We start from the raw sequence: 14,758 nt of genomic DNA, 5'->3' as shown, positions 1-14,758 counted from the left end.
ACGGGCCGGAAACCGGCTGCGTCCACGATCGACCAGAACCCGGACACCCGGTCTGGCGCAGCACCCTCTCCCACCCGAAAGGCCCACCCGTGCAGCACAAGCGCACCCTGGCCGGCATCGCCCTGGCCGCCGCCGCAGTCGTCACCCTCGCCGGATGCTCCTCGACGAGCTCCGCCAGCACGAGCAAGGGCGACGCCGACTGGAAGACCACCACCAGCGCCCAGTCCGCCGGCGGCATGGACGCCCTGGTCAAGGCCGCCAAGGCCGAGGGCCAGCTCAACGTCATCACGCTCCCGCCGACGTGGGCCAACTACGGCAAGATCATCGACGGCTTCACCAAGAAGTACGGCATCAAGATCAACTCCGCGAACCCGAACGGCTCGAGCGCCGACGAGGTGGCAGCGGTCAAGTCGCAGAAGGGCCAGTCCACCGCCCCCGACGTGCTCGACCTCGGCAACGCCGTGCTGCAGGAGAACCTCGACCTGTTCGCCGACTACAAGGTCGCGAACTGGGACGACATCCCCACCAACCTGAAGGACAAGGACGGCGCCTGGACGCGCGACTACACCGGCCTGATGTCGATCGGGTACGACTCGTCGAAGATCTCCGACGCCCCGAAGGACATGACGGACCTGCTCGGCTCCGAGTACAAGGGCAAGGTCTCGATCGGCGGCGACCCGACGCAGGCCAACCAGGCCGCGTCCGCGGTGTACCTGGCGGCGCTGGAGAACGGCGGCTCGGCCGACGACATCACCAAGGGCGTCGACTTCTTCGGCAAGCTCAAGCAGGCCGGCAACTTCCAGAACGTGCTGCCGACGCAGGCCACCGTCGCCTCGGGTGAGACCCCGGTCGTCGTCCAGTGGTCGTACAACAACCTGGCCTGGGGTCCCGCCGCCGGCGGCTCGGGCAACAAGGACTGGAAGACCGTCGTCCCGAAGGGGCAGGCGCTCGGCTCGTACTACTCGCAGGCCATCAACAAGGACGCCCCGCACCCCGCGGCCGCCCGCCTGTGGGAGGAGTACATCGCCAGCCCCGAGGTCCAGAACCTGTACCTGCAGGCCGGCGCCTTCCCGTCCACCCTCGCCGCGCTGACGAAGTCGGGCAAGGTCGACCAGGACGCCCTCGACGCCGCCGGTGGTGCGCCGAAGGACTACGTCGAGCTGACCGACGCGCAGGTCGCCGCCGCCGCGAAGGTGCTCAAGGCCAAGTGGTCCTCGACGATGGGGTCCTGAGCAGCATGACCACCGCATCGGCAGACGCGCCCGCGACGGCGACGAGCGCCCCGAGCACTGCGCGCACGGCGTCCGCGGCGGCGCCCGCCGATGCCGTCCGACGCGGCGCCGGACCCCGTGTCCGGCGCCGCGTCGGCCTCGCCTGGCTGGGGCTGACCCCCTTCGCCGCCTACGTCCTGCTCTTCCTCGCCGTCCCCGCCGTGATCGCGATCGGCAGCGGGTTCTTCGACGGCTCCGGCGCGTTCACGCTCGCGAACCTCGCAGCCTTCGCCGACCCCTCGGTGCTGCAGGCGTTCGCCGGGTCCTTCGGCCTGTCCGCCGCATCCGCGGTCATCGGCGCGGTGCTCGGCGCGGTCGTCTGCTGGGCGCTCTCGGCGCTGCGGCCGGACGGACTGGTCCGGTCGATGATCGACTCGGCGGCCAGCGTCCTCGCCCAGTTCGGCGGCGTCATGCTCGCGTTCGCGTTCATCGCCACGATCGGCGTGCAGGGACTCGTCACGACCTGGCTGGTCACGGTCTTCCACGTCGACCTCAACGCCGACGGGGCCTTCCTGTACACGGTGCCCGGGCTCGTGATCCCCTACGTCTACTTCCAGGTGCCGCTCATGGTCCTCACGTTCATGCCCGCACTCGAGGGCGTCAAAGCGCAGTGGGGTGAGGCCGCGGCGACGCTCGGCGCCTCGCGCCTGACGTACTGGCGCCGCATCGCGTTGCCCGTGCTGGCGCCGGCGTTCTGGGGGTCGCTCCTGCTGCTCTTCGCGAACGGCTTCTCGTCGTACGCCACCGCCGCGGCCCTCATCTCCCAGGGCGGCATCGTGCCGCTCACCATCCGCACGCAGCTCACCAGCGAGACGATCGTCGGCCTGCAGAACGTCGCCGGGGTGCTCGCCTTCGGCATGGTCGTCGTGATGGCGGTCGTGATGGGCGCCTACTCGCTGCTGCAGCGCCGGGCCGCCAGGTGGCAGCGATGAGCGCCGCGGCTCCGGTGCGGCCGGTGCGGCCGGTACGTCCCGTCCGGTCTGGAGGCTCGTCCCGCGTCCGCCGGTTCGGCACCGCCCCGTCCCGTGGTGCGGCAGCCATCGTGCTCACCGTGATCGGGCTCCTGTTCGCTGTCCCGCTGGTCGCGCTGCTGCAGTTCACCTTCCGGCAGGGCACGGACGGTGGGCTCACCCTCGCGCACTGGGCGGCGATCGGTGACCCGGCCAACGCCTTCACCTACCAGCCGGTGTTCGACGGGCTCGGGGCGTCGTTGCTCATCGCCGTGATCACCGTCGGGATCGTGCTGTTCGTGCTGCTGCCCGCCCAGATCATCACCGCGCTCCGCTACCCCAGGCTCCGGAGCGTCCTGGAGTTCGTCTGCATCGTGCCGATCACCGTGCCGGTCGTGGTGCTCGTCGTCGGGTTCATCCCCGTGTACCAGGTCGTCTCGCAGGTCTTCGGGTCCGGCTCGTGGACGCTGGCGTTCGCGATCGGCATCATCACGCTGCCGTTCGCGTTCCGCCCGATCGCGGCCGCCATCACGGCGACGGACCTGATCGTCCTGTCCGAGGCGGCCAGGTCGCTCGGCGCCTCGTGGTGGACCGTCACCTGGCGCGTGCTCCTGCCGAACCTGCGCCGGGGCATCACCGCCGCGTGCTTCCTGACGATCACCGTGGTCCTCGGCGAGTACACCCTCGCCTCGTTCCTCTCCCGCTCCACGTTCCAGACCGGGCTCGTCCTCGTGCAGGGGACTGACCCGTACGTCGCCGCCATCTTCTCGGTCGCCGCGCTCCTGTTCGGCTTCGTGCTGCTCGTCCTCATCGGCCGGATCGGGACCCGCCGCACCACCCGCGTCCGCCGCACCCGCACCACCCGTCGTCCCCGACTCGAGGAGTCCGCATGACCGTCACCGCCCCGGTAGCCCCGGCGTCCCTCGCCACCACCGGTGCCGTCGTCGAACTGCACGCCGTCGAGAAGCACTACGGCCCGCACCGGGCCCTCGCCGGACTGTCGCTCCGGGTCGAGCCGGGGGAGTTCGTCTCGCTCCTCGGTCCGTCCGGCTGCGGCAAGACGACCGCGCTCCGAGCACTCGCGGGCCTCGAGGCCATCGACGCCGGCTCCATCCGCATCGACGGCCAGGACGTCGCGGACACCCCGGTCAACAAGCGCGACATCGGCATGGTGTTCCAGCAGTACTCGCTGTTCCCGCACATGACGGTCCGGCAGAACGTCGCCTTCGGTCTCGAGATGCGCCGGGTCCCCGCCGCCGAGCGCAAGACCCGCGTCGTCGAGGCCCTCGACATGGTCCGCCTCGGCGAGTTCGCCGAGCGGTACCCGCACCAGCTCTCGGGTGGGCAGCAGCAGCGTGTCGCCCTGGCCCGAGCGCTCGTCACCCGGCCCCGTGTGCTCCTGCTCGACGAGCCGCTGTCGGCGCTCGACGCGAAGGTCCGGGTCTCACTGCGCGACGAGATCCGCCGCATCCAGAGCGACCTCGGCATCACCACCGTGTTCGTCACGCACGACCAAGAGGAAGCGCTCGCCGTCTCCGACCGGATCGCCGTGATGCAGGCGGGTGACATCGAGCAGATCGGCACGCCCGAGGAGCTCTACCGGACCCCGTCGTCGGCCTTCACCGCGGACTTCGTCGGGCAGTCGAACCGGCTGCAGGGCGACCTGCGCGGCGCGGACGTGTTCGTCTACGGGTTCCGCGTGCCGGCGCTCGACTCGTCGATCGCGGACGGACCGGTGCTCGCCTACGTCCGACCGGAGGACATCGCCTTCGCCGCCGAGGGCGTCACCGGCACCGTCGTCAGCTCGAGCTTCCTCGGGTCGATCCGCCGCACCACCGTTCGCCTGGACGACGACACCGTCGTGACCGTCCAGCACGAGGTCGGTGACCGCCGGGCCACCGGCGACCCCGTCGCCGTGCGCCTGCTCGGCGCACCCGTCGCCGTCGCGCCGCTCGCGTAGTCGCGAGGGCGACAGTTCCCGCCGGGCCTGCCGGTGTCCTCTGCGGAAGCGACAGTTCGCTGCGGAACGTTCGCGGCACACTGTCGCTTCGGCGGGGTGGGCGCGACCGACGGGCGGACGGGAGGCCCGTGGCGGCCTGGCACCGCGCCTCCAGGCCGGTGAGGTCAGCGCTGGAAGCGCGCCTCGCGCTCGTCGGCAAGCCCGGCCTCGACGCGTGCGCGCATGTTCTCGGACATGTCGGGCAGTGCGTCGAGCCGGGCCCAGAACGCCTCGGTGTTCTCGCCGTCGGCGGGGTTCGGCGTGCCGGAGACGTACCGGCAGGCGAAGACCAGGTCGAGGTACTGCGAGCGGTCGCCGTTCGGGTAGGTCATCTCGGGCAGCACCTGGACCCACGCCAGGCGTTCGGCGACCGCGACGACGTCCGCTTCTTCCAGGACCTCGCGTTCGGCGGCGACGGCGGGCTCCTCGCCCGGGTCGACGATCCCGGTGACCGGGGTGTACGCACCGGTGTCGGCCCGCCGAACCACGAGCAGTTCGCGATCGGCGCCGGAGCCGCGGGTCACGATGGCGCTCACGCCCGACAGCCAGAGCGGCGCCGTGCCGATCTTCTCGCGCAGGGACAGGACGAAGTCGGGGGTCGGCATGCCTCCACGCTACCCACCCGACCCCTGTCGCAGACTGGTCATGACCAGTAGGCTGGTGGTGTGGAGATCATCATCCTGCCCACGCCGGACGAGGTCGGTCGCGTCGCCGCGGCCAAGATCGCGTCCGTCGTCGCTAAGAAGCCGTCCGCCGTCATCGGTCTCGCCACCGGATCCAGCCCGCAGGGCATCTACGCCGACCTGCAGCGCCGGGTGCAGGCGGGCGAGATCTCGTTCGCCGAGGCCCGTGGGTTCGCCCTCGACGAGTACGTCGGCATCCCGCTCGAGCACCCCGAGTCGTACGCGGCCGTGATCGCCCGCGACGTCGTGGCACCGCTCGGCTTCGACGCGTCGCGTGTGCGTGTGCCGGACGGCCGTGCCGCCGACCTGGAGTTCGCGGCCAAGGAGTACGACGCCGCGATCCGTGCCGCGGGCGGGATCGACGTGCAGATCCTCGGCATCGGAGCGAACGGCCACATCGGGTTCAACGAGCCGACGTCGTCGTTCGCCTCGCGTACGCGCATCAAGACCCTCGCGCCGTCGACCCGTGACGCCAACGCGCGCTTCTTCGACTCGCCCGAGCAGGTCCCGACGCACTGCATGACGCAGGGGCTCGGCACCATCCTCGAGGCCCGCGAGCTCGTCCTCGTCGCCCAGGGACCGTCGAAGGCAGCGGCCGTCGCCGCCGCGGTCGAGGGGCCGCTCAGCTCCTTCGTGCCCGGATCGGCCCTGCAGCTGCACGAGCACGCGACCGTCGTCGTCGACGAGGAAGCCGCCGCCGGGCTGCAGCTTGCCGACTACTACCGCTACACGTACGCGAACAAGCCGGCCTGGCAGCGGTTCGAGTAGGCGCTGCGCCCTTCTCTCCACTCACACGCCGGCGTCTCGCGGCAGCCACACGCCGGTCGACGCAGCTCGGGTTCAGGCGCGGGCGGCTGCGGCCAGGCGGCTGAGTCCCTCGTCGAGGGTCTCCGCCGAGCACCCGAAGTTCAGCCGCGCGAAGCCCCGGCCCTGCCGTCCGAACGCCGGGCCGGAGCCGAGCGCCACCTTCGCCCGGTCGACGAGTTCCGCTGCGGGGTCGTCGCCCCACGGCTGTGCCCGCAGGTCGAGCCACGCCAGGTACGACGCCTGCGGCTGCCGGTACTCGGCGCCGGGCAGCACGTCGCCGATCCGCTCGGCCAGGGTGCGCCGGTTTGCCGCGAGCTCGGTGAGCAGTGACGCCAGCCACGGTCCGCCCTCGCTGAAGGCCGCGACGCTCGCCGTGTAGCCGAGGATGCCGGTGCGCTCGACGACCTCGGTCGGCAGGCCGTCGAACCACGCGCGGGCCCGCTCCGAGGCGCCGATCATCATCGCGCACTTCGTGCCGGCGAGGTTCCAGGCCTTGCTCGCGCTCGTCAGGGCGACGCCGAGCGACGCGGCCTCGGGGCAGGACTCCAGGAACGGCGTGAACACCGCGTCGGCGTGCACGAGCGGCGCGTGGATCTCGTCGGACACCACGACGGCGTCCCACTCGGCGGCCAGCTTCGCGAGTGCGACGAGCGACTCGCGGTCGTGCACCAGGCCGAGGGGGTTGTGCGGGTTGCAGAGCAGCACCGTGCGGGCTCCGTCGGCGAACGCCTGCGCGAGGCCGTCCAGGTCCATCCGCCAGCCGGCCGTGGTGTCGAAGGGGTCGGCCGGGCCCGCGGGGGCGAGCAGCGGGACCTCGGTGACGGTGCCGCCGGCCTCGGACACGTACTCCCAGAACGGCGGGTACACGGGCGGCATGATGACCACCTGGTCACCCGGCTCGATGACCCGGCGCAGCACCTCGACCGCAGCGACCGACACGTCCGTGGTGGTGCGGACCAGGTCGGGGTCGACCCGCCACGCCCACCGGCTCTCGGCGAAGTCGGCGAACGCCTCGGGCAGGGCCCGTCCGTGCCCGACGTAGCCGGTGTCGCCGTTCGTCACCGCGGTGACCAGGGCGTCGCGGATCGGTTCGGCGAGCATGCTGTCCATCTCGGCGACGAACATGGGGAGCACGTCCGGCGGGTAGGCCGTGTACTTCTCGCTCGTGCGGGACCGGTACGCATCGAAGACGGACACCATGACGCTCATGCGCCCATCCTGACAGCGACCCCCGCGGGGCGCGAGGGTCGGGCCTGGGCGGCGCCGCGTCCGACGCCGGACCCGACGTGAACAGCGGGAGAGCGATCGGTGACGCGGGCGGCGTCCCCCGTCCGAGGGGGCTAGCGTCGCCGATGTGAACCGATCTCGCGTGCACCGTCGCCCGCTCGTCCGTCCGTTCCCGCTCGCCGCGGTGGCCGCGATCGCCGCCCTGGTGGGAACAGCGATCGTCGCCGCGCCCGCTGTGGGCTCGCCCTCGGCACAGGCCGGGCGGACCGTCAGCGATCCTGCGCGGTACGTCGACCCCTTCATCGGCACGAGCAACAACGGCAACACCTGGCCGGGTGCCACGGCGCCGTTCGGGATGATGCAGTGGAGTCCCACGGGCACCGCGGGTGACCAGACGTCGACCCCGGTCGCGAACGGGTACTCGTACGACGTGAACCGCTTGCGTGGCTTCAGTCTGACGCACCTGAACGGCGCCGGGTGCGCTCCGGGGGCAGCCGGCGACGTGCCGATCATGCCGGTCACCACCCCGGTCACGACCTCGCCGTCGGCAGACTCGAAGGACGCCGTCTACGCCGCCGGGTACTCGCACGACCAGGAGTCGGCGAGCCCCGGCCGCTACGGCGTGACGCTCGACAACGGCGTCCGCGCCGACCTCGCCGTGACCACGCGTGCCGGCGTCGGTGCGTTCACGTTCCCGGCGGGCAAGGACGCGAACCTGCTGTTCCGCACCTCGAACTCGATCAACGGCAGCGAGGCCGCGGTCACCCGCGTCGACCCCCGCACCCGCACCGTCAGCGGCAGCGTCCTGACCGGCGGCTTCTGCAGCCGCCGCGCGAACGGCGGCGGCGCCACCAACCCGGACCGTCGCAGCTACTACCGCCTCTACTTCACCGCGACCTTCGACACGGCGTTCGCGAGCACCGGCACCTGGAAGGACGGCACGGTCCAGCCTGGAGGCACGTCCTCCTCCGGTGGGGAGGGCTACCTGACCGGCGCCGACCGCGCCGGACGCGGCTCCGGCGCGTGGGTCGGGTTCGATGCGCGTCGCGGAGCGACGGTGCAGGCGAAGATCGGCATCTCGTACGTGAGCGCGGCCGGGGCGGTCGCGAACCGTGACGGCGAGGTGACCGGCCGCTCGACCGTCGCCAGCGTCGCGGCCGGCACACGGGCCTCCTGGAACCGTGAACTGTCGCGCCTGCGCGTCGGTGGCGGCACGGCGGACCGCACCACCCAGCTCTACACGTCCGTCTACCACGCACTCATGCAGCCGAACACGCTGAACGACCGCGACGGGCGCTACCTCGGGCCGGACCTGCGGGTGCACCGGATGGACCGCGGACACCGGGCCGTCTACGGCACGTACTCCGGGTGGGACCAGTACCGGGCGCAGATCCAGCTGCTGGCCCTGCTGCGGCCGGACGTCGCCGGGGACATGGCGCAGTCGATGCTGCGGTTCGCCGAGCAGAACGGCGGGGTGTGGGACCGGTGGCTGCACCTCGGAGCGCCGACGCACGTGATGACCGGCGACCCCTCGGCCGCGACGCTCGCCACCTGGTACGCCATGGGCGTCCGGAACTTCGACGTCCGGGCCGCCTACGCCTCCCTCAAGCGCCAGGCGACGGTCGAGAACGCGGACGCCGAGAGCGACGTCGGGTGCCCCGGACAGTGCCTGTCGCAGCGGCCCGCGCTCGACGAGTACCTGGACCGGCAGTACGCCGCGAACGACGACTGCGCCTGCTGGGGTGGTGCGGCCGAGACCCTCGAGGACTCGATCTCCGACAGCGCGCTCGGGTACTGGGCAGGCGCACTCGGACTGCACTCCGATGCCCGGATGTTCGCCGCTCGTGGTGGGTACTGGAAGAACACCTTCAACGCGGCGGTCGGCCACCAAGCCGCTCGGCAGGCCGACGGATCGTGGACGACGGACTGGTCGCCCTCGACCGGCACCGGGTTCGCGCAGGGCACCAGTGCGCAGTACACCTGGCTCGTGCCGCAGGACGTGCGGGGGCTGTCGAGCGCGCTCGGTGGTGACGACGCCGCCGTCGCACGGCTCGACGACTTCTTCCACGACGCCTCGGGCAACTGGGCCGTCACGGGCGGGGACGCCACGAAGTTCGACCCGACGAACGAACCCGACATCCACACACCCTGGATGTACAACGCACTCGGCACGCCCTGGAAGACGCAGGAGACCGTGCGCCGGGTCGTGGACGACGCCTACTCGACCGGCCCCGGTGGGCTGCCGGGCAACGACGACCTCGGCACGATGAGCGCCTGGTACGTCTTCGCCTCGATCGGGCTGTTCCCGCAGACGCCCGGGCGAGCGGAGATGCTCATCGGCAGCCCGACGTTCAGCACGGTCGACATCCGACGCTCCAGCGGAGAGCGGCTCGTCATCCGGTCCTCGGGGACCGAGCCGTACGTGCAGGGGGCGCGGTTGAACGGGTGGACGCACGAGCGGTCGTGGGTGCCGGCGTCGTTCGTGACGCGCGGCGGGACGCTGTCGCTGCGGGTGGGCAACTCGGCGGACACGGGCTGGGCAAGCGGCGAGCGGGGGCGCCCGATCGATCACTGAACACCCCTTGACACACCGTACTTCAGCGGTGATATGTTGACCTCCTCGGGGAACACGAGGGGGAACCATGGGGGATCTGACGGTCGATCTGCCGACCATGCAAGCGGTCGCGCGAGCGGCGGGGCGAGCGGTCACTGACCTGCATCCCGAGCGACCGTTGTCCGGTTCGGACGGCGGTGCGTTCGGCTCAGGGGCGGTCGCATCCGCGTTCATCGCATCGTCCTCGGCCCACGATGCGATGATCCGTTCGCTCGGCGACGACGCGGACACACTCCGTGCGTACGTGACCACCGCCGCCGAAGCAGTCCTGCGGGCGGACGCCGACCTCGCCCGGCGGGTCCGGTGAGCGCGGACCCCGTGGCGGGCGATCCGGACGGCATCCAACGGATCGCCCGAAGGCACGAAGACCGCTCGGACGCGGTCCGTGACGGCGCCCGGCACGTGCTCGTCGCTGCCGAGCACGCCGCCTCGGGCTGGGCTGGGCGGGCACAACAACAGTTCCTCGTGGCGGCAGCGGCGATGCCGGCGAGTGCGCATCGCGTCGCGGCGAGGCTGGACGCGGCGTCGGCTGCACTCGCCACCTACGCGCGCCAGGTGCGGGAGATCCAGGACGACGCCGCGAGCCTGCAGACGACGCGGCGGAACACCGCGGATGACATCGCGGCCAACGACCGAGCGATCCGCGACGCGACCGCGGTGGCATCCGGACCGGACGCGGTCGAGTCGGATCGGGCACTCCTGCAGCAGCTGCAGCACAGCGGCGAGTGGCTGGCCGGGCTGGACGCTCGGCTGTCGGCGCAGTGGGACGAGCTCGTCGCCCGCCGGGCCGCAGCTGACCGAGCGGCGGCCGCTGCACTCGAGGACCGCTCGGTGCTCGGCAAGCTGGTCTCCGCCGCGGTCGTGTCCGCGATGAGCGACGGGCAGTTCCTCACGTGGCTCGCCACCCTCGATCCGGAGAGCATCGCTGCGCTCGGTGGCGACTCGCGGGTCGTGAAGCGGCTCGCCGGCATCGACGCGGCGCAGGTCGCCGGGTGGTGGCAAACGATGTCGGGCGCCGACGGTGCGCCGTCCGCGGCCCAGCGGGCGTTCGTCGCGGCGATGCCGGCGGTCATCGGCAACCTGAACGGTGTCGCCTCCTGGGCGCGGGCACGGGCGAACACGACGGTCTTGGCCGACCGGCTCGCACACGCACGGCGGCAGGTGCGCCACTGGCGCGAGCTGCACGACGCCGCCCGGAACCCCGCCGACGCGGCCGCGGCGCGCGAGCAGCTGCTCGTCTGGGAACGGCAGCGTGACGCCTACCGGAACATCCAGGACACCCTCGCGACGACGCCGGTCTCACTGGTGGCACTCGTCGACGACCGTCCACCGCTCGCGCAGATCGTCGCGGGTGACCTCGACCGTGCCACGCACGTCAGCGTCATCGTGCCGGGCATGAACACCGCGACCTACCAGGACGGCACGGTGCAGGACTACAGCGCGATCGCCCGCGGGATGCGTCGTGAGGAGGCCCGTGTGGCTGGGATCCGCCGCAGTGACATCGCCGTCGTGTCCTGGATCGGCTACCATCCGCCGATGGCCGACGACCCGTCCTTCCGGACCGTCCTGGCGGACGACCGAGCGCGAGCGGGCGCCGAGCGACTCGTCGCCGACCTCGACGGGTTCCACGCGGCGCGAGCGGCTACCGGGCGGGACGCCGACCTGACCGTCATGGGGCACTCCTACGGCACGACCGTGGCGACGATCGCCCTGACGAAGACGCACGCCGACCACGTGGTGCTGCTCGGCTCGGCCGGCGTGACGGACGCCGTACCGAACGCGTCCGCGCTGCACGTGCCCGAGGGGCAGGTCTTCGCCACCCAGGGCGCGAAGGACGGCTGGGCCGTCACCGGGCAGAACCTGTCCGGTCGCCGTGACCCGACCGAGTCCACGTGGGACGCGCACGAGTTCAGCTCCGAGACCGAGGGTCGTGGGTCGGACACCCTGCACGGAGTCACCCGCCACGGGCCGTACGACGGCGATGACGACGACGGCCGGTACTCGTACTTCGACGACGGGACCACCGCCCAGCACAACGCTGCACGAGCGGCGATGGGACACGGGGACGAGATCCCCGAGCGGGGCGGCCCCTTCGACCGGATGCGGCAGCAGACCAAGGACGACTGGCTCATGTACGGCTGGCAGACCGGGGGCACCGGTGACCCCACGCTCTGAACCGCGGGGCGCCGCACTCGCCGGAGCCCTGGTGGTCACCGCACTCCTGACCGGGTGCACCGGCCCCGCCCCGGACTCCCCGATCCAGAAGGACACGTCGATGAACGTCGAACAGTCGCACCAGGACGTCCTGGACATCTTCGCCGCCGTGCGCTCGGTCGTCGGGCAGGACGGTTGGGGTGACGAGGACCCCGGGTGGAACCTCTGCGGAAGTGATGGCGAGGACGCTGCGCAGTACACCTACGCGAGCACTCGGCGGCTCCCGCTTCCTGGTACAGCCGATCAGGTCGCCGAGCGGGTCACCCGGGCCCTCGCAGCGATCGGGTACGAAGGTGCGCGTGTTCAGCACGACACGGAACTCACGCCGGAGCGGACGGTCATCAGCTACCCGAAGGGGTACCTCGGTGGGACAGCAGCAGACGGGTTCGCCATCTTCTTCCAGGCGTTCGATTCGTACGCGGACGTGTCCATCGACGGCCATTGCGTCCCGGGCCGGGCCCCGAGGTTCGGTGAGCCCCTCAACCCCCGCCCGACCGACCTGCCGTGACGTCTCCGAGCGAGCCGTCTACGCCGTGTTCGCTTCAGCGCAGCTCGCGCCCGCCGCCCCAGACGCGCTCGACCTCGAGCGACGGCGACAGCGCCACCAGGTCCGCGGCGAACCCCGGCGCCAGCCGACCCAGGCGGTCGCCGAGCCCCAGCGCGCCGGCCGGCACACTCGTCAGCGCCGCCACGGCCTCGGGCAGGGTCCGCCCGGCGAGCGAGACCGCGTTGCGGAGCGCCACGTCCTGCGTCAGTGTTGATCCCGCGATGGTCTCGGTCCCCGCGACGTGTGCGACGCCGTCGGTCACCGTGACGTCGAGCGACCCGAGTCGGTACGAGCCGTCCGCGGCGCCGGCAGCACCCATCGCATCGGTGATCAGCGCGACACGACCCGGCGTCGCCCGGAAGAGCGTGTCCGCCACGACCGGGTGCACGTGCACGCCGTCCAGGATGAGTTCGAGCGTCACGCGGTCGTCCGCCACGGCAGCGCCGATCGGTCCCGGCGCGCGGTGGTGCAGGCCGGGCATCGCGTTGCACGCGTGGGTCAGGATCGTCGCGCCGGCGTCGAAGGCGGCCCGGGCCTGGTCGTACGTGCCGACCGTGTGGCCGACGGCGACCGTGACACCGGCTTCGACGAACCGACGGACGGCGTCGAGCGCACCCGGCAGCTCGGGCGCGATGGTGACCTGGCGGATGACGCCCTCGCCCGCTTCGAGCAACGCGTCGACCGCAGCGGGCGTCGGGTCGATCAGGAACGACTCGTTGTGGGCGCCCTTGTTGTGCGGGGACAGGAACGGCCCCTCCAGGTGCACGCCGAGCACGAGTGGGTCGGTCGCCATGACGGCACGGACGTGGGTCAGCGACGCCACGAGCGCGGGGACCGGGTTCGCGACGAGCGACAGGACGGAACGGGTCGTGCCGTGCGCGCGGTGCATCGCGAGCGAGCCGTCGAACGAGTCGTCCTCGTACGCCTCGGTCGCCCCACCGTGCCCGTGCAGGTCCACGAACCCGGGCGTCAGGACCCGGTCGCCCAGGTCGACGACCTGGTCGGCCGCGGGGGCCTCGGGGCCGGAGCCGGTCGCGTGGATCGTGTCACCGACGACCAGGACCCAGCCGTCGGCCGTGGTGCCGGCCGCGTCGACGACGCGGGCCGCGCGGACCAGCGTGCGCTGGGCCTCCCGGCCGGTCTGGAGGCCCGTGGCGGTCATGCGGTCTCCTTGCGGAACGCGATCACGCCGCTCAGGGCGGCGATCACGATGAAGACGATCCCGACGACCGGGTGGCCGATGGAGATCCAGGTCGCGCCTGCGGCGACGACCAGGGCGACCTCGACGATGGTCTTGCCGACGATGTCGGTCTCGATCGGGGAGCGCGGTGAGCGGAAGAAGTACCAGACGACCGCGGCGAACAGTGGGGCGCCGACCATGAACAGGTAGCCGGGGAGTGGGAGCTGCCACGACCAGTAGCCCCAGAAGGCCAGGGACAACAGGCCGAACACCATCACGGCGATGCGCAGGACCTTCCAGGCCTCGAACCGCGGTCGAGGCTGCCGGACGGCTGCCGGGTCGGGGACCGATTCCCAGTCGACGGGGGACTGCGGGGCGTTGGTCATGGTGCTGCCTACTTGAAGATGATGGTGCGGGCGCCGTCGAGCAGGACGCGGTCCTCGGCGATCCAGCGCACCGCCTGGGTGAGCGTGCGGGACTCCTCGTCCTGCCCGATGGACACCAGCTCGGCCGGTTCCTTGGTGTGGTCGACGCGGACGACGTTCTGCTCGATGATCGGGCCCTCGTCGAGGTCGCTCGTGACGAAGTGCGCGGTCGCGCCGATGAGCTTCACCCCGCGGGCGTGCGCCTGCCGGTACGGGTTCGCGCCCTTGAAGCCGGGCAGGAACGAGTGGTGGATGTTCACGGCACGGCCCTCGAGCGCGGCGCAGAGTTCGGGCGACAGGATCTGCATGTAGCGGGCGAGGACGACGAGCTCGATGTCGTGCTCCTCCACCGCCTGCAGCACGCGCCGCTCCATCTGCTCCTTCGACTCGGCGTCGGTGACCGGACGGTGCTCGAACGGCACGGAGTAGAACGCGGCGAGCTCGGACAGGTCCGCGTGGTTCGACAGCACGAGGGGCACCTCGATCGGCAGCTGTCCGCCGCGCTGCCGGTAGAGCAGGTCGTTGAGGCAGTGACCGGCCTTCGACACGAGCACGAGGGTGCGCAGCGGACGACCGACGACGTCGAGCTGGACGCGGGCGTCGTAGCGGGTGGCGACGGGCGCGAGTGCTGCCTCGAAGGCGGCGCGGTCGACCGGCGCCATCACCTGCAGGCGCATGAAGAACGTGTTGGTGTCGGCGCTGGAGAACTGCTGCGACTCGGTGATGTTGCCCTGGGCGGCGACGATCGCTCCGGAGACGGCGTGCACGATCCCGGGCTGGTCGTCGCAGACGAGCGTCAGGGTCCAGTGCGTGGGGGTCGGGTCGGTCACCGGATCAGGGT

Annotated in this window: 13 protein-coding genes; 8 read left to right on the top strand and 5 right to left on the bottom strand. The window is 71.7% G+C overall.

What is annotated here, in order from left to right; genetic code table 11:
* Positions 1 to 89 precede the first annotated feature (89 nt).
* Genes ASF75_RS12595 through ASF75_RS12580 form a run of 4 tightly spaced genes read left to right on the top strand, consistent with a single transcriptional unit; the run spans position 90 to position 4,181 of the window.
* Complete coding sequence (locus ASF75_RS12595; protein ID WP_017888126.1) at positions 90 to 1,232, top strand: ABC transporter substrate-binding protein; 1,143 nt, start codon at positions 90 to 92, stop codon at positions 1,230 to 1,232.
* Between the two features lie 5 nt (positions 1,233 to 1,237).
* Complete coding sequence (locus tag ASF75_RS12590; RefSeq protein WP_031260253.1) at positions 1,238 to 2,203, top strand: ABC transporter permease; 966 nt, start codon at positions 1,238 to 1,240, stop codon at positions 2,201 to 2,203.
* Positions 2,200 to 3,114, top strand: a complete 915-nt coding sequence (locus ASF75_RS12585; RefSeq protein WP_082509733.1) for an ABC transporter permease — start codon at positions 2,200 to 2,202, stop codon at positions 3,112 to 3,114. The genes ASF75_RS12590 and ASF75_RS12585 overlap by 4 nt, the downstream gene beginning before the upstream one ends.
* The gene (locus ASF75_RS12580) at positions 3,111 to 4,181 is read left to right on the top strand and encodes an ABC transporter ATP-binding protein (RefSeq protein WP_017888123.1); all 1,071 of its coding nucleotides are present in this window, start codon (positions 3,111 to 3,113) and stop codon (positions 4,179 to 4,181) included. Before ASF75_RS12585 ends, ASF75_RS12580 begins: the two co-directional genes overlap by 4 nt.
* 164 nt (positions 4,182 to 4,345) lie before the next feature.
* Here the strand turns inward: ASF75_RS12580 and ASF75_RS12575 are convergent, their stop codons facing one another.
* The gene (locus tag ASF75_RS12575; RefSeq protein WP_017888122.1) at positions 4,346 to 4,825 is read right to left on the bottom strand and encodes an NUDIX hydrolase; all 480 of its coding nucleotides are present in this window, start codon (positions 4,823 to 4,825) and stop codon (positions 4,346 to 4,348) included.
* 60 nt (positions 4,826 to 4,885) lie between these two features.
* On the opposite strand from ASF75_RS12575, the gene nagB reads away from it, so the two are divergent.
* Positions 4,886 to 5,671, top strand: a complete 786-nt coding sequence (gene nagB / locus ASF75_RS12570) for a glucosamine-6-phosphate deaminase (protein WP_056071891.1) — start codon at positions 4,886 to 4,888, stop codon at positions 5,669 to 5,671.
* Between the two features lie 72 nt (positions 5,672 to 5,743).
* Here nagB and ASF75_RS12565 read toward each other — a convergent pair whose 3' ends face one another.
* Positions 5,744 to 6,919: a MalY/PatB family protein gene (locus tag ASF75_RS12565; RefSeq protein WP_056071888.1), complete on the bottom strand. Its 1,176-nt coding sequence runs from the start codon at positions 6,917 to 6,919 to the stop codon at positions 5,744 to 5,746.
* A gap of 145 nt (positions 6,920 to 7,064) precedes the next feature.
* Between ASF75_RS12565 and ASF75_RS12560 the strand changes: the two genes are divergently transcribed.
* The 3 genes from ASF75_RS12560 (at position 7,065) to ASF75_RS12545 (ending at position 12,273) form a co-directional block, all read left to right on the top strand.
* Positions 7,065 to 9,512, top strand: a complete 2,448-nt coding sequence (locus ASF75_RS12560) for a GH92 family glycosyl hydrolase (RefSeq protein ID WP_235517667.1) — start codon at positions 7,065 to 7,067, stop codon at positions 9,510 to 9,512.
* A 342-nt stretch (positions 9,513 to 9,854) separates the two neighbouring features.
* A complete protein-coding gene (locus tag ASF75_RS12550; RefSeq protein ID WP_056071878.1) occupies positions 9,855 to 11,726 on the top strand; it encodes an alpha/beta hydrolase in 1,872 nt (623 codons plus the stop codon).
* Complete coding sequence (locus tag ASF75_RS12545) at positions 11,710 to 12,273, top strand: hypothetical protein (protein ID WP_235517660.1); 564 nt, start codon at positions 11,710 to 11,712, stop codon at positions 12,271 to 12,273. Before ASF75_RS12550 ends, ASF75_RS12545 begins: the two co-directional genes overlap by 17 nt.
* Before the next feature lie 34 nt (positions 12,274 to 12,307).
* Here ASF75_RS12545 and nagA read toward each other — a convergent pair whose 3' ends face one another.
* From nagA to purU, 3 genes are read right to left on the bottom strand one after another with little or no spacing between them, the layout of a single operon-like run.
* Complete coding sequence (nagA, locus tag ASF75_RS12540) at positions 12,308 to 13,474, bottom strand: N-acetylglucosamine-6-phosphate deacetylase (RefSeq protein WP_056071872.1); 1,167 nt, start codon at positions 13,472 to 13,474, stop codon at positions 12,308 to 12,310.
* Positions 13,471 to 13,878, bottom strand: coding sequence for a YrdB family protein (locus ASF75_RS12535; protein WP_052481808.1), 408 nt, complete (start codon positions 13,876 to 13,878; stop codon positions 13,471 to 13,473). The genes nagA and ASF75_RS12535 overlap by 4 nt, the downstream gene beginning before the upstream one ends.
* 8 nt (positions 13,879 to 13,886) lie before the next feature.
* On the bottom strand, positions 13,887 to 14,747 hold the full coding sequence (purU, locus tag ASF75_RS12530) for a formyltetrahydrofolate deformylase (protein ID WP_056071870.1): 861 nt from the start codon (positions 14,745 to 14,747) through the stop codon (positions 13,887 to 13,889).
* Between the last annotated feature and the right edge of the window lie 11 nt (positions 14,748 to 14,758).

Source organism: Curtobacterium sp. Leaf154 (assembly GCF_001424595.1).
Lineage (GTDB): Bacteria > Actinomycetota > Actinomycetes > Actinomycetales > Microbacteriaceae > Curtobacterium > Curtobacterium poinsettiae.
Note: the sequence above shows the minus strand (reverse complement) of the source record. Positions and strands in the feature narration are given on the sequence as shown.

Coding starts and splice junctions, on each gene's coding strand:
- ASF75_RS12590 (WP_031260253.1), top strand. CDS start 1,238: ATGACCACCGCATCGGCAGACGCGCCCGCGACGGCGACGAGCGCCCCG.
- ASF75_RS12585 (WP_082509733.1), top strand. CDS start 2,200: ATGAGCGCCGCGGCTCCGGTGCGGCCGGTGCGGCCGGTACGTCCCGTC.
- ASF75_RS12580 (WP_017888123.1), top strand. CDS start 3,111: ATGACCGTCACCGCCCCGGTAGCCCCGGCGTCCCTCGCCACCACCGGT.
- ASF75_RS12575 (WP_017888122.1), bottom strand. CDS start 4,825: ATGCCGACCCCCGACTTCGTCCTGTCCCTGCGCGAGAAGATCGGCACG.
- ASF75_RS12565 (WP_056071888.1), bottom strand. CDS start 6,919: ATGAGCGTCATGGTGTCCGTCTTCGATGCGTACCGGTCCCGCACGAGC.
- nagA (WP_056071872.1), bottom strand. CDS start 13,474: ATGACCGCCACGGGCCTCCAGACCGGCCGGGAGGCCCAGCGCACGCTG.
- ASF75_RS12535 (WP_052481808.1), bottom strand. CDS start 13,878: ATGACCAACGCCCCGCAGTCCCCCGTCGACTGGGAATCGGTCCCCGAC.